We start from the raw sequence: 13,561 nt of genomic DNA, 5'->3' as shown, positions 1-13,561 counted from the left end.
GAGGGCGAACACTAGAGACCTCGCTGGCAATTGCCGTGACCGCGCCCCTCTCTCCTCATGTCCTCAGCCTCCAAGACCGATAACGCAACAGGCCCCTTGTGGGAGAGGGCATCTCCGCTGTTGAGGCGCGTTCATTCGGGTGAGGGGTCTGTCTCCATGGATGCAGACCCCTCATCCGGCGCTTCGCGCCACCTTCTCCCACAAGGGGAGAAGGGAAGATGGCACCGTGCTCTCGGTGAGTAAGCGCTCTAAGCGTTCGAATATTTCTTCAGCTCGAACCGGGCGATCTGGTTCCGGTGGACCTCATCCGGTCCATCGGCAAGCCGCAGCAAACGCGCAGTGGCATAGGCCTGGGTCAAACCGAAATCGTTCGAGGTGCCGCCGCCGCCATGGGCCTGGATCGCCCAGTCGATGATCTGGCAGGCCATGTTGGGCACGGCGACCTTGATCATCGCGATCTCGGCCTTCGCGACCTTGTTGCCGACCGTGTCCATCGCGTAGGCCGCGTTCAGCGTGAGCAGCCGGGCCTGCTCGATCATGATGCGGGATTCTGCAATGCGCTCTTGCGTCACCGTCTGTTCGGAGACCGGCTTGCCGAAGGCGACGCGGCTGCGCACGCGGCGGCACATCTTCTCCAGCGTGCGTTCGGCAAGGCCGATCAGCCGCATGCAGTGATGGATGCGGCCGGGCCCCAGGCGGCCCTGTGCGATCTCGAAGCCACGGCCTTCGCCGAGCAGCATGTTCTCCTTGGGGACCCGCACATTGGTGAAGACGACTTCGGACGCCCGGTCGGGCACGCCGTAGAAGCCGAACACGGGCAGGGGACGTTTCACCTCGATGCAAGGCGTGTCCATCGGCACCAGGATCATCGATTGCTGCTTGTGGCGGTCCGGATTGTCAGGATCGGTCTTGCCCATGAAGATGCAGATCTTGCAGCGCGGGTCGGTCGCATTGGTCGTATACCATTTACGGCCGTTGATGACGTAATGGTCGCCATCGCGCAGGATCGAACTCTCGATGTTGGTCGCATCGGATGAGGCGACCGCAGGCTCCGTCATGGCGAAGCATGAGCGGATTTCACCTGCGAGCAGCGGCTTCAGCCAACGCTCCTTGTCCTTCTCCGAACCGTAGCGCTCCAGCACCTCCATGTTGCCGGTATCGGGCGCCGAGCATTTGAACACTTCGGGCGCCAGATGCGATCGGCCCATCACCTCGCAGAGCGGGGCATATTCGAGATTGGTCAGGCCTGCGCCATGGCCGGACTCCGGCAGGAACAGGTTCCAGAGGCCTTCCGCACGTGCCAGCGGCTTCAACTCCTCGACGACAGGATAGACCTTCCAGGGTCCCAGCTCTTCCGCCTCGCGATAGAAGCGCTCCTCGTTCGGGTAGATGTGCCGGTCCATGAAGCTCTCGAGCTTGCGCTTGAGCTCGACGACTTTTGGCGACATCGGGTAGAGCATCTCTGGTCTCCTTGATTGATCGGCGGCAGGATCAGCCGATTTCGAGATAATCCGGGCCGGGCAGTTTCGGGAAAGGCGCCGTCGGCAGGGTCTGATACCAGAACGCGACGGAGGCGATATCGTCCTGCAGCGGAAGGTATTTGGCTTCCTTGGTGCCCGGCAACCAGCCCAGCGCCTGGATCGTCACGCGCAGATCGGAGCGGAAGCGCACGGGATCGGGGATGTGCCAGCGATACATGCCGAAGCGTTGCTGCGATTTGTAGACGCCGTCGGGGCGGATCACCTGGGGCAGGCCGGCATAGGGCGTGGTGAATTCCTGGTAGCGCGATTGCTGGCCCTGGCCGGAATGGGCGACATAGGGATCGAAATTATAGGCACCGCAGAAATAGTCCTCGGTGCCGGTGCCGCAGATCGTCGGGAAGTCACCGTCGCCGTCGATGTAGAACTTGATTTCGCCTTCTCCCCACCAGCCGTTGTTGTTGACGCCCCAGGCCATGTAGGTGCCGACATAGTGGCCCGCGCCGCTGATGCCGTCGAGGATGGTATAGACCGCCTTGTAAGGCAGCGGGTTGGTGCGGCGGAACTGGGCATGGAAGTAGGCGCAATCCTCCGGCACGTCGGTCAGGGTGTAGTTGATCTGGTAGTAGACGGTGAGTTGCTCCTCGCTGCGGTTCTCCAGCGTGACGCGCGCGCGCTTGCGAAACGGCATCTCCCAATAGCAGTTGAAGGCGCGGCCGGGATTGACGCAGACCGCGAGGGAGGACACCTGCGCGAACTCCTCCCATCCGCAGGCGAAGAAATCGCCGGCCGGGCACTCGACGCTCGGCAGCGTTTGGTCGTCCCAGTAGATGCGCAGGATCGAATGCCGCAGCCGTCCGCGCGCCAGCGTCATCCAGATCTGCTGGATCGCGCCTTGCCCGGCGATGTCGCCGAGCGCGAAGGTCGTGCCCGGTTCGATGACGACATAGGGCGAGACCTTCCAGCCCTGTCCGAGATCGCGCGCCTGGCGGGCGGCGGGGCCATCGACGGACATGCCGCCCTTGCCCTTCTCGCCGGTGAAGTTCTCGGGGCTGATCGAACGCGTCTGCGCGTTCGACAGGCGCGACAGATTGCCGAGATGCAGGCCCAATCCGGAAAACGCCATGATGTCCTCGATGAGCGATTAGCGACGTTTCGCTATATCGCCCCCAAATCCACCAAAAGATGAAGACGATCGGATACGGAACGGCCCGCATGTGATCGCGTGCCGTTCATGCGACGCGATACTCCCTGAACTTCTCGCGCAGAGCCGATTTCAACACCTTGCCGGTCCCCGTCATCGGGAATTCGTCGAGGAATTCGACGGCGTCCGGCATCCACCAGCTCGCGACCTTCGGGCGCATGTGGTCGAGCAGCGTCTTGCCGTCGACGGTCGCGCCCTTCTTGCGGACGACGAGGAGGAGGGGACGCTCCTGCCATTTCTCATGGTTGATCGCGACCACGGCTGCCTGAAGCACATCGGGGTGAGACAAGGCGACGTCCTCGAGCTGGATCGAGGAGATCCATTCGCCGCCGGACTTGATCACGTCCTTGGAGCGGTCGGTGAGCGTGACGTGGCCCTGCGGGTCGATCACCGCCATGTCGCCGGTGATCAGCCAGCCGTCGCGGTCGAGACCTTCCTCCAACTTCATGTAGCCGGAGGCGACCCAGGGACCGCGGGCGCGCAAATGGCCGACGGACTTGCCGTCGCGTGGCAGCTCGACGCCGCTGTCGTCGACGATGCGAAGAGTTGTACCGAAACAGGCGCGGCCGGACACCTGGCGCCGGTCGAACTTCTCCTTGTCGGTGAGGTGCTCCGAGCCCGGCCGCAAGCCCGGCATGGAGCAGCCCAGGGCCTCGGTCATGCCCCAGGCCTGGATGTAGTCGATATTGTAGTCGCGCTTCAGCTTCTCGACCATCGCGCGCGGCGGCGCCGAGCCCGACGACAGCGTTGCCCGCAGCGTGGAGAATTTGTTGCCGGTGCGCCCCAGCCAGTCGAGCAGGATCAGCCAGAAGCTCGGCATGCCCGCCGACAGCGTCACCTTCTCGCCTTCGAGCAATTCGTAGAGCTTGTCGGGCTCGTAATTGCGGCCGGGCAGCACCAGCTTCGAGCCGGTATAGGGGGCGGTGAACGGCATGTTCCAGCCATTGCCGTGGAACAGCGGCGCCATCGGCATCATCACCTCGCGCACGCCTTCGACATGCCCCGGCAGGAAGTCGAAATTGCAGCACGTCATGGTCTGCAGGATCGCGGCGCGGTGCGAATAGATCACGCCCTTGGGATTGCCCGTCGTGCCTGAGGTGTAGCAGATGGTCGAGGCGGACTTTTCGTCGAACTCCGGCCAGACGAAGCCGGCGTCGTTCTCTTTTTCCAGAAGCTCCTCGTAGCAATGCACGTTGGCGAGCTTGGTTTCGGGCATCCGCTCGCGCGACGACATCACGACATAGGCTTCGATCGTCTTGAGCTGCGGCGCGATCGCCTCGACGATCGGCAGCGTGGCGCGGTCGATGAACAGCAGGCGGTCTTCGGCGTGGTTGATGATGTAGATGAGCTGCTCGGGAAACAGTCGCGGGTTGACGGTGTGCAGCACATAGCCCATGCCCGGCGCGGCATAGAACATCTCGAAATGACGATGCGTATTCCAGGCCAGCGTGCCGACGCGATCGCCGGGATTCATGCCGAGCCGCTTCAGCGCCAGCGCCATGCGCTTGATGCGCGGATGGGCGTCGGCATAGGTGTAGCGATGGATGTCGCCTTCGATCTCGCGCGCGACGATCTCGGCCTCGCCGTGATAGTCCGCGGCATACTGGATCAGGCCGCTGATCAGAAGCGGCATGTCCATCATCAATCCCTGCATGGTCTCCTCCACGGCCACGTCGTTGCGTGGCGTTGTGCTTGTGATTTGCGCGTGAGGTTAGCGGAACGTCGCGCGGCGTTCACGCAAAAAACATTGGACGCGATTGCATGCGTCACTTTTTCAGGGCTAACTGATCCGAGCTGCCGGCGAAGCAGCGTTCTCCGTGGAGGAAATGCATGTCAGCGGAAAGACACAAGACCGGTGCAGCCGGCGAACCTACCGTCGATATTGCAGCCCTCCGCGCGCGCTATCGCGACGAGCGCGACCGCCGTTTGCGTGCCGAGGGCAAGGCCCAGTATGTCGAGGTAACAGGGGAATTCGGCCGCTACCTCGACGACCCCTGGGCCGATCCCGGATTTGCGCGCGCAGCTGTCAGTGAAGAGACTGAAGTGCTCATCGTTGGTGGCGGCTTTGGCGGGCTTCTCTGTGCCGCGCGTTTGCGCGAAGCCGGCATCGATGATTTCCGCATCGTGGAAAAGGCTGCCGACTTCGGCGGCACCTGGTACTGGAATCGCTATCCTGGCGCCGCCTGCGATACCGAGAGCTACATCTATCTGCCGCTGCTGGAAGAGACCGGCTACATGCCGGTGCGCAAATATGCGCGCGCGCCGGAAATCTACGAGCACTCCCGCCGCATCGGCCGCCATTTCGGCCTCTACGACCGCGCGCTGTTTCAGACCGTCATCTCGCGGATGGCATGGCAGGAGCAGGAGGCGCGTTGGCTGGTCGAGACCGATCGGGGCGATCGCATCCGTGCGCGCTTCGTCATTCTCGCCGGAGGTCCGCTCAGCAGACCGAAGCTGCCGGGCATTCCCGGCATCGAGACCTTCAAGAGCCACAGCTTCCATACCAGTCGGTGGGACTACGCCTACACCGGCGGCAATGCGGATGGTGGTCTGACCGGACTTGCCGACAAGCGCGTCGGCATCATCGGCACCGGCGCCACCGCCGTGCAATGCGTGCCGCATCTCGGACGCGCTGCGAAGGAGCTCTATGTCTTCCAGCGCACACCGTCGGCGATCGGCGTGCGGGACGACCGGTCGACGGATCAAAACTGGGCGCAGAGCCTCAGGCCCGGCTGGCAGCGCGAGCGCATGGACAATTTCACCGCCGTGATCTCCGGCGAGCCGGTCGAATGGGACCTGGTGCAGGACGGCTGGACCGGCCTGCTCGGCGAGATCCTGCTGGCGCCGCGCCGTCAGCCGCAGCCGGTGACCTCGATGGAAGAGGCGCTGAAAGTCATCGAGCAGGCCGACTACCGCAAGATGGAGGAGATCCGCGCCCGCGTCGATGCGGTGGTCAAGGACACGGCGACCGCGGACGCGCTCAAGCCCTGGTACAAGGCGTTCTGCAAGCGGCCGTGCTTCCACGACGAATATCTCGATGTCTTCAATCGTCCCAACGTGCATCTCGTCGACACCAAAGGGCAGGGCGTCGAGCGCATCACCGAGAACGCCGTCGTGGCTGGCGGCAAGGCTTACGAGCTCGACTGCCTGATCTATGCCAGCGGCTTCGAGGTCGGCACCGATTACGCCCGCCGCATGGGCTTCGAGGTCTACGGCCGCGACGGCATGAGCCTGACCGAGCGCTGGCAGGGCGGCGTCAAGACGATGCATGGATTCTACAGCCGCGGCTTTCCGAACTGCTTCCTGATCGTTACGGTGCAGGCTGGCCAGAGCGCCAACTTCCCGCACATCATCGACGAGCAGTCGCAGCACATCGCCTATGTGATCGCCGAAGCGCGCAAGCGCAAAGCCCGAACGCTGGAGCCGACGCTGGCCGCGGAAAACGCCTGGGTCGAGGAGGTCGTCAAGGCCGCGCTCGGCCGCCAGACCTATCTCGCCGAATGCACGCCCGGTTACTACAACAACGAGGGCGTGTTCGATCCGATCGCGGCAAGAAACAGCCAATATTGGCGCGGGCCGGTGGCGTTCCTGCGGCTGCTCGACAAATGGCGGAAGGAGGGCAATCTGGACGGACTGGAGTTGACCTATGGGACCGCGGCGGAGGCAGGCGGCTCTCCGTTGTCGGCTTGAGCGGCATGATCCCGCCACCCGCGGGCGCCACGCGCCTCTATGTCATCGTCGGCGATCCCATCGCCCAGGTGCGCTCGCCCGCAGGCGTGACCGCAGCCTTCGCGGCCCGCGGCCATGACGGCATTCTCGTTCCGGTTCAGGTCTCGGTCGCGGATCTGCCGGATTTCCTCTCATTGGCACCGCGCCTGAAGAATCTCGACGGCCTCGTCGTGACCATCCCGCACAAATTCACCTGCTACCAGGCTTGCACGAGTGCGACGGAGCGCGCTCACTTCCTGCGCAGCGTCAACCTCATGCGCCGGCGCGCCGACGGCGCATGGCATGGCGACATGGTCGACGGCCTTGGCTTCGTCGGTGCCGCGCGGGCGAAAGGGGTCAACCCTGCGGGCCTGCGGGCGCTGCTCATCGGCGCTGGCGGCGCGGGCTCGGCCATCGCGCTCGCGCTGGTGGAGGCCGGCGTGAGCAAGCTCGCCATTCACGATAGCGCAACTGAGCGCCGCGACGCGCTGATCGGGCAACTCAACGGGCTCGGCAAGGCGCTAGTGCGGGCCGGCACCACGGATCCCACCGGCTTTGAATTTGTCGCCAATGCGACACCGGCAGGGATGAAAGAAGGCGATCCGCCGCCGGTCGATGTCGCTCGGCTTGCGCCCTCGGCCTATTGCGGCTGTGTCATCACCAAGCCCGAAATCTCGCCCTTCATCGCGGCGGCCCGACAGGCCGGCTGCGTGACCGGGACCGGCACGGACATGTACGAGCAGCACCAGGGGATCATGGTGGATTTCCTGCTCGGCCGTGGCGAAGGGCGGTGATCCGCCCGGATGTCAAGGCGCCCGTTGCGCTCCGCGGGGCTTGAGCGATCAAAGCCGACGTAGGATCATGCGCTCGCGCGAGCCGGTCGCGTATTTGAGGAGAGGATAAGAGGAATGACCAAGGGCAGGACCGTTGCGACGGCCATGATCGGCGCCACAGCGCTGGTGCTCTCTCTGGCGCCCCGCGCCGAGGCCGCCACCTGCGGCAACGGGCCGGGCGGGTTCGAAGCCTGGAAACGCGAGTTCAGCGCAGAGGCGCAGGGCAAGGGCATCGGCCAGACCGCGCTCTCGGCGCTGATGCAGACCAACTACGCCAGTGCCACCATTGCGGCCGACCGCGGCCAGCGCAGCTTTTCGCTGACGCTCGACCAGTTTCTCGCCAAGCGCGGCGCCACCACTATCGTCGCCAAGGGGCGCCAGCTCAAGCAGTCGCAGGCTGCCTTGTTCGCCTCCATCCAGCAGCGCTATGGCGTCCCGCCCGGCCCGCTGATCGCGATCTGGGGCATGGAGACCGGTTTCGGCAGCCAGCGCGGCAACCAGAACATGCTGTCGTCGATCGCAACCCTGGCTTATGACTGCCGCCGTCCCGAATTCTTCACCGACCAGCTCTACGCGGCCTTGAAGCTGGTCGACCGCGGCACGCTGTCGGGGGCGACCCGCGGCTCCATGCATGGCGAGGTCGGCCAGACCCAGTTCATGCCCAAGAACATCCTGGCCTATGGCACCGGCAACCTCGAGGTGGCCGCCAACGCGCTGAACTCGACGGCGAATTTCCTCAAAGGTCATGGCTGGAAAGCAGGAGCCGGTTACCAGCCGGGCGAGCCGAATTTCGCCGCCATCGAGGCCTGGAATGCGGCCGGTGTTTATCAGAAGGCGATCGCGCTGATGGGCCGGCAGATCGACGAGGGCGGCGGAGCGGCGGCCTCGCGCTGACGAAAACCCGTCCACTTCGCTCGAAAACGCTCTTGCTCAGCAAGGCGTGATAGGCCGGCATGAGAAAGTTGTTGCCATCAGGAACCGAGGGCACGAGGTTTGCTTTGATCAGATTCAGGGCTGGGCATGAGGAGACTCAACATGGCAACCCAGATCGTGATGGACCAGACTGGCGATACGCGCCACGAGTTTGATCCTGGCAATGCCGAAGCGCTGGCGCGAGCCGAACGGCGCTTTCGGGAGCTGACCGGAGCCGGCTTCACCGCGGCCCTTCGCAACGGACCCGGCGAAGTCACTCGTATCAGATCGTTCGACCCGACCGCGCAGGAAACCCTGTTCTATCCCCGCCTGGTCGGCGGTTGATCTGAGCTGCTCATGATTACGGCGGTTTGGCTCCGCGCGCCGGCGCGTGCGCGTCTGCATGCGCTGCGTGAACTGTACCGGCGCTTCTTCGGCGAGAACACGCCGGATGCCCGTGGCCGCCGGCTGCTCTTCGATTGGCTCTCGCCCGCACAGCGCGCCCAATTCGAAGAGCACCGGTATTTCGACGTCATCGGATGCGACACCGGCAAGATCTACCGCATTCACTACGGCACCGCCGCCAATGTCCACGAAATCGACGGCGAAGGCCGCGCGACGATGGGATGGTGCTTCGTCCCGTCAGGCTTCCTGGTGCCGGGCGACGTCATGCTGGCGCAGAAGATCGCGCTCGAGACGGATGAGACAGGCGCGCTCTCTCTCGCCAACCGCTTTCCGCCGGCAACGCATTCGGAGCACTTCTACCGGCGGCCTTTCTAGCGGCTGAAACAGCGAAGCGGTCGGTGGTTAGTGGTGCGTGGTGCGGTAGGCGTCCAGCGCGTGCGCCGCGAAGACACCGGCGCTGCAAAGGGCGAGCAGGCCCGAGATCAGCTCGATCATAGCTCGTCCTCCCGTAGTGAATGGGCAACGAGGTTGCGGCAGCAGGAATAGTCGTAGATCAGGTCGAGAAGGAATTGCATGGTAGCCGTCCCTGTATTTATTTTGACAACGACTTAAGCGGCGATCTGTTTCAGCGGTGTTTCGTCGCCTCGGGAAAGGGGTTTCGCGGGGAACCTCGGGGCTGGTTTTGTGCGCTGCGGTCCCGCTATTGCTGGAGCCCTTTGGCCGCCTCTTCGAAGGCGGCGCAAGACATTGCGAGGCAAAATCATGGCGCAGGTCGAATGGTTCGATGATCTGGCGATCGGAATGCGGTTTAGGTCGCCCGAGGTCGTGGTCACCGAAGCCGACATCAAGCGCTTCGCGGCCGAGTTCGATCCCCAGCCCATGCATCTCGACCACGAGGCGGCCAAGGCGACCCTGTTCAAGGGCCTTGCTGCATCGGGATGGCACACCGCGGCGATTGCCATGAACCTCGCGATCCAGACCCGCCCATTCGGCCCGCACCCGCTGATCGGCGCCGGCGTCGACGGCCTGCGCTGGACGATGCCGGTGCGGCCCAATGATCGCCTGCATCTGGTCGGGGAGGTCATGAGCCTGACGCCCTCGAAGTCGAAGCCGCAGGGTATCGCGCTGGTGAAATGGACCATGTTCAACCAGAGCGGCGAGGAGGTTTACACCTTCACCCCCATCGCGATCGTGCCGCGACGAGGATAGGCACAGGCGCCGCCGTTCTGTCCCGGGTAAGCCCTTGCGGCCCTCCCGCGGAGGTGGTCATCTCGGCCCGGGGAACGCGCTGGAGGCTGACATGAAACGATTCCTTCTTGCCGCTTTGCTGATCGCGACGGGCGCCTTAAGCGCCGGGCCGGCGCATGCGCAACAATCCAGGGTCGGCGACTGGACCATCGAAAAGCGCACGCAGGACACGCATTGCAATGCAAGCCGCGGCTACAAGGACAAGGATGACGAGAACCGCGACTACGTCATCGTGATCACCTATTCCGAGAAGGCGATCGTGATCGTGATGATCTACGATGGCTGGGAATGGGAGAATGTCGGCGAGATCCTTCGGGCCGATGTGGGCACTGATGATGCGGACATCATGAAGAAGGCGAAGTGGGAGGTCATGGACAAGACCACCGTGCGCGGCATCTTCGAGTACGACCAGTCGATGATGGACCGCCTGTCGAAGGCGAGGCGCCTGACGCTCGATTTCGAGGACGATGACGACGACAGTATCGAGATGCAGGTACCGCGTGCCGGCGAAGCGCTGGCGGCGTTGAAGTTCTGCGAGGAGAACCGGAAATAAGTTGCCGCTGCCGGCCGTGAAAGCGGCAGGACGTCGGCAACGAAGTAGGTGGCAACGAACCGGCGCGTGACTCATCGCACACAGTCCGCGCGCTGTTCGCATTTATCCTAGTCTTTGGCGAAACAGTCCAAGCCGCACCCTGCGGTTGACGTTACGCAAGGACGATGTTCGATATTCCAGCATCTGGCTGCAACGTTTTTTCCTCGTCGAAGGCGGCAATTGACCGGCCCGTCTTCTCCGTCAGTTCCCGGATCGCGAGCTCTCCGTCCCGGACGGGCCGCACGCTGATGGCGTCGTCCGTCCGATGACGACCCATCAGGCAAATCGGTTCTCGTCTCTGATCGGCGAGATCTACGACGCGGCGGTTGACCCCGCCTTGCGCAGCGGCGCGTTGGAGCAGGTTTCGCAGTTCGTCGGTGGTTGCGCCGCGATGATCCTGTCCAGGGACTCAGCGCGGCTTTCGATCGAGATTCACCAGCATTTTGGAACCGACGCCCGCTTCCGTCAGCTTTATCGCGACCGGTATGTGGAGCTCGATCCTCTGCTCGACCGTCATCTCACCCTCGCGCCCGAACAGACGATCGGCGTGACCGACATCATGCCCCATGCGGACTTCCTCGAGACGAGCTTCCACCGCGAGTGGGTGGAGCCGCAAGGGGCGATAGACCTTGCGACCGTCGCGCTCGAGAAAACGGCCGCGCGCACCACGATCCTGCAGGTGTTGCGCCATCGCTCCCGCGGAACCGTCGACGAGGCGATGCGCGAGCGCATGCGGCTGCTCGCTCCGCACATCCATCGGTCGCAGATCATGGGCCGTCAGATCAGGGCACGCTCGCATACGGTGGACGACCTTGCCGACGTCCTCGACGGATTGAACACCGCGATCTGCCTGCTCGACGCGGACGGCCGCGTCGTCCATGCCAATGCGGCATGCCGTCAGTTGTTCGCCGATGCCAATCTGCTTGCGATCGTCGGCGACCGGATCGTGGCCCGCAACACCCGAACCGACAAAATATTCCGCGGCCTGTGCGAATTCGATGAAGGCACACATTCCGCGGCTCGTCGTCAGATCGAACTTGCGACGTCGGCCGATGGGCAGCATTATCTGCTCCATGCTTTTCCACTGAAGCGGGATCGCAGCCTGCCAAGGGACGTTGCAGCCACGATGCTCTTCGTTCAAAGAGCTTCCATGCTGCCGCTGCTCGCAGCCGACGCGATCGCCGCAGCCTTCAGGCTGACGCCGTCCGAATTGCGCGTGCTGATGGCGATCATCGAGATCGGCGGTGTCCCCAACATCGCCGCAAAACTCGGCATCGCCGAGACGACGGTGAAGACGCATCTCGGTCGCCTGTTCGAGAAGACGGGCGCCGGCAGGCAGGCTGATCTGGTGAAGATCGCCGCCGGCTTTGCCGTGCCGTTCGCGCGGCGAACGAGCGGCGATGACGGCGCCGCGTGATTCATTTCACATGCCTCGATGTTACGTGCCGCGTTCTCAATCCATTGTGATGATCGGCGCTCGCGGGTCATCCGAATGCAGGACGCGAGTCATTCAGGACTTTCGTATATCGCGCTTCGGATAATTGAAGAGCAGCGAGCGCCGCGAAGCTTGCCACAACGGCACCGAACGCGCGTCTGAGGAAACGACAGCGTGTGGCCGGTCTGCTCGTCGGCTGGAGAGATTGCAGTGAGCAGCATGGTTGATTTTTCCGTTCTCAATGTTTCAACGAACGAAATTCCCGAAAACGAGCGCATCCCGTTGCTCCGCGATTTCTACTGCCGCGGGGTGCTGAAGGCGGAGGTCGAGGCAAGGGATGGAAAGCCGGCCGCGGCGAGCTTCACCTCTCATGTCTTGCCGGAAGCCCAGTTGTTGATCGGGGGCCTGTGCGGCGCGCGGGTCATTCGCACCAAGCAACTGGTGGCCGATGGCGACGACAGCCTCGCGCTGATCGTGAACAGGTCCGGCGTTCTCGGCATATCCGAGCGGGGGCACGATCTGAGGCTTCATGCAGGGGAGGCGGTGTTGACGAGCGCGGAGGACGTCACGACGTTCGAGCGGCTGTCGCTGGGAAGCTGCTTCTCGCTGCGCGTGCCGAGGCGCGTGCTGGCGCCGATGATCGTGGACGTCGACGATGCCGTGATGCGCGTCATGCCGGAAAGCTCCGCCGGACTGAGGCTGCTGGTCGACTATGCGGTGACGCTGGTACGGGAGAAGGCGTTCGTGACGCCTTTGCTGCGGCAGCTCGGGGTCGGGCATCTGCACGATCTACTGGCGCTCGTCCTCGGTGCCACCGGTGAAGCGCGGGAGCTGGCCGGACGGCGTGGCGTCAAGGCGGCGCGGCTCCAGAAGGCGAAAGTCTCCATCGCCAACAATTGCTGGCGGCAGGATCTGTCGGTGGCCTCGGTCGCCCAGGAACTCGGCGTGACGCCGCGCTATCTGCAGCGCCTGTTCGAGGCCGACGGCAAGACGTTCTCCTCATTCCTGATCGAACAACGCGTCAAGCGCGCGCATCGCATGCTGCGGGAGCCCGGATACGCCGAGCGAACGGTGAGTTCGATCGCCTACGACGTCGGCTTCGGCGATCTCTCTTATTTCAACCGCTGTTTCCGGCGGACCTATAACGCGACGCCGAGCGACATCAGGAGCGGCGAAATGTCGTGACCGCGCGCGACTGAATTGCAGCCAACTGCCGATTTCAGCCAGCAGACAGGGGTCCGACGTGATCCTTGATTGCGAAGCCATGACCCAAGCGTTGCGTGCGGCATCCGCAGCCGGAGTATTGAATGCGCCGTTTCTTTTTCGACCTCCTGGTCGGCAACATCGTGAAGATCGACCCGGGCGGCATGGTGTTCGAATGTGCGGAAGCGACATTCGTGGTGGCCAACGAGATGGCAAACCATCTGTTCGTCTGGCGTGATGATCTGCGTGACCGCGACGCCTGGATCCGCGTCAGGGACAACAGCGGCCGCGAAATCTATCGCGCCCCGGTCTGGTCGGAATGCGCGGAGAAGCGGGGCTGGGACCAGGCGTGAGCGCCGCTTCGGTGCAGCAACTCTGCACCAGTTCGACGCCGCGGTGGCCGGCCTCGGCTTCGACTACCGCACCGGGGCCAATTTGTCCGTGTTCGGCGCGGTCGAGGGCATGATGATGTCCGACCAGAGCCGCACCGGCACGGCCAAGGGTGGCGTTCGCGTCGCGTTCTGAGCCGGCATCAGCCCTGGC

General features: G+C 63.8%; 14 protein-coding genes. 11 read left to right on the top strand and 3 right to left on the bottom strand.

Features of this window, described 5'->3' with window-relative positions:
* Positions 1 to 248: 248 nt before the first annotated feature.
* From GGD61_RS32645 to GGD61_RS32635, 3 genes are all read right to left on the bottom strand, one after another.
* Positions 249 to 1,460 (bottom strand): acyl-CoA dehydrogenase family protein, encoded by a 1,212-nt coding sequence (locus GGD61_RS32645; protein ID WP_183231887.1) that lies wholly within the window; start codon positions 1,458 to 1,460, stop codon positions 249 to 251.
* 31 nt (positions 1,461 to 1,491) lie between these two features.
* The gene (locus GGD61_RS32640; protein ID WP_092252524.1) at positions 1,492 to 2,604 is read right to left on the bottom strand and encodes a glycoside hydrolase family 172 protein; all 1,113 of its coding nucleotides are present in this window, start codon (positions 2,602 to 2,604) and stop codon (positions 1,492 to 1,494) included.
* A gap of 106 nt (positions 2,605 to 2,710) precedes the next feature.
* A complete protein-coding gene (locus GGD61_RS32635) occupies positions 2,711 to 4,336 on the bottom strand; it encodes a long-chain fatty acid--CoA ligase (RefSeq protein ID WP_183231886.1) in 1,626 nt (541 codons plus the stop codon).
* A 176-nt stretch (positions 4,337 to 4,512) separates the two neighbouring features.
* On the opposite strand from GGD61_RS32635, the gene GGD61_RS32630 reads away from it, so the two are divergent.
* From GGD61_RS32630 to GGD61_RS41305, 11 genes are all read left to right on the top strand, one after another.
* The gene (locus tag GGD61_RS32630; protein ID WP_092252526.1) at positions 4,513 to 6,372 is read left to right on the top strand and encodes an NAD(P)/FAD-dependent oxidoreductase; all 1,860 of its coding nucleotides are present in this window, start codon (positions 4,513 to 4,515) and stop codon (positions 6,370 to 6,372) included.
* 5 nt (positions 6,373 to 6,377) lie between these two features.
* Entirely contained in the window at positions 6,378 to 7,184 is an 807-nt protein-coding gene (locus GGD61_RS32625; RefSeq protein WP_092252528.1) for a shikimate dehydrogenase, read from the top strand.
* Positions 7,185 to 7,298: 114 nt separating this feature from the next.
* Entirely contained in the window at positions 7,299 to 8,117 is an 819-nt protein-coding gene (locus GGD61_RS32620; protein WP_018319782.1) for a lytic transglycosylase domain-containing protein, read from the top strand.
* 141 nt (positions 8,118 to 8,258) lie between these two features.
* Positions 8,259 to 8,480, top strand: a complete 222-nt coding sequence (locus tag GGD61_RS32615; RefSeq protein WP_018319783.1) for a hypothetical protein — start codon at positions 8,259 to 8,261, stop codon at positions 8,478 to 8,480.
* Positions 8,481 to 8,492: 12 nt separating this feature from the next.
* On the top strand, positions 8,493 to 8,915 hold the full coding sequence (locus GGD61_RS32610; RefSeq protein ID WP_092252530.1) for a hypothetical protein: 423 nt from the start codon (positions 8,493 to 8,495) through the stop codon (positions 8,913 to 8,915).
* 387 nt (positions 8,916 to 9,302) lie between these two features.
* The gene (locus GGD61_RS32605; RefSeq protein WP_018319786.1) at positions 9,303 to 9,749 is read left to right on the top strand and encodes a MaoC family dehydratase; all 447 of its coding nucleotides are present in this window, start codon (positions 9,303 to 9,305) and stop codon (positions 9,747 to 9,749) included.
* 91 nt (positions 9,750 to 9,840) lie between these two features.
* A complete protein-coding gene (locus GGD61_RS32600; protein WP_183231885.1) occupies positions 9,841 to 10,341 on the top strand; it encodes a hypothetical protein in 501 nt (166 codons plus the stop codon).
* A 304-nt stretch (positions 10,342 to 10,645) separates the two neighbouring features.
* A complete protein-coding gene (locus tag GGD61_RS32595; protein ID WP_092252534.1) occupies positions 10,646 to 11,797 on the top strand; it encodes a LuxR C-terminal-related transcriptional regulator in 1,152 nt (383 codons plus the stop codon).
* Between the two features lie 237 nt (positions 11,798 to 12,034).
* Positions 12,035 to 13,000, top strand: coding sequence for an AraC family transcriptional regulator (locus tag GGD61_RS32590; protein ID WP_177236939.1), 966 nt, complete (start codon positions 12,035 to 12,037; stop codon positions 12,998 to 13,000).
* Positions 13,001 to 13,122: 122 nt separating this feature from the next.
* Positions 13,123 to 13,371: a DUF6894 family protein gene (locus GGD61_RS32585; protein ID WP_092252538.1), complete on the top strand. Its 249-nt coding sequence runs from the start codon at positions 13,123 to 13,125 to the stop codon at positions 13,369 to 13,371.
* Between the two features lie 43 nt (positions 13,372 to 13,414).
* Positions 13,415 to 13,543 carry a hypothetical protein gene (locus GGD61_RS41305; RefSeq protein ID WP_283806117.1) on the top strand — a complete coding sequence of 43 codons (129 nt, stop codon included), beginning with the start codon at positions 13,415 to 13,417 and terminating at the stop codon, positions 13,541 to 13,543.
* Positions 13,544 to 13,561: the final 18 nt, after the last annotated feature.

It is taken from the genome of Bradyrhizobium sp. SBR1B (assembly GCF_014198205.1).
Taxonomy (GTDB): Bacteria; Pseudomonadota; Alphaproteobacteria; order Rhizobiales; family Xanthobacteraceae; genus Bradyrhizobium.
The sequence above is the reverse complement of the archived record's forward strand: the minus strand, read 5'-3'. Positions and strand labels throughout refer to the sequence as shown.

Coding starts and splice junctions, on each gene's coding strand:
- GGD61_RS32590 (WP_177236939.1), top strand. CDS start 12,035: ATGGTTGATTTTTCCGTTCTCAATGTTTCAACGAACGAAATTCCCGAA.
- GGD61_RS32600 (WP_183231885.1), top strand. CDS start 9,841: ATGAAACGATTCCTTCTTGCCGCTTTGCTGATCGCGACGGGCGCCTTA.
- GGD61_RS32620 (WP_018319782.1), top strand. CDS start 7,299: ATGACCAAGGGCAGGACCGTTGCGACGGCCATGATCGGCGCCACAGCG.
- GGD61_RS32645 (WP_183231887.1), bottom strand. CDS start 1,460: ATGCTCTACCCGATGTCGCCAAAAGTCGTCGAGCTCAAGCGCAAGCTC.
- GGD61_RS32625 (WP_092252528.1), top strand. CDS start 6,378: ATGATCCCGCCACCCGCGGGCGCCACGCGCCTCTATGTCATCGTCGGC.
- GGD61_RS32595 (WP_092252534.1), top strand. CDS start 10,646: ATGACGACCCATCAGGCAAATCGGTTCTCGTCTCTGATCGGCGAGATC.
- GGD61_RS32585 (WP_092252538.1), top strand. CDS start 13,123: ATGCGCCGTTTCTTTTTCGACCTCCTGGTCGGCAACATCGTGAAGATC.
- GGD61_RS32610 (WP_092252530.1), top strand. CDS start 8,493: ATGATTACGGCGGTTTGGCTCCGCGCGCCGGCGCGTGCGCGTCTGCAT.
- GGD61_RS32635 (WP_183231886.1), bottom strand. CDS start 4,336: ATGCAGGGATTGATGATGGACATGCCGCTTCTGATCAGCGGCCTGATC.
- GGD61_RS32630 (WP_092252526.1), top strand. CDS start 4,513: ATGTCAGCGGAAAGACACAAGACCGGTGCAGCCGGCGAACCTACCGTC.
- GGD61_RS32605 (WP_018319786.1), top strand. CDS start 9,303: ATGGCGCAGGTCGAATGGTTCGATGATCTGGCGATCGGAATGCGGTTT.
- GGD61_RS32640 (WP_092252524.1), bottom strand. CDS start 2,604: ATGGCGTTTTCCGGATTGGGCCTGCATCTCGGCAATCTGTCGCGCCTG.
- GGD61_RS32615 (WP_018319783.1), top strand. CDS start 8,259: ATGGCAACCCAGATCGTGATGGACCAGACTGGCGATACGCGCCACGAG.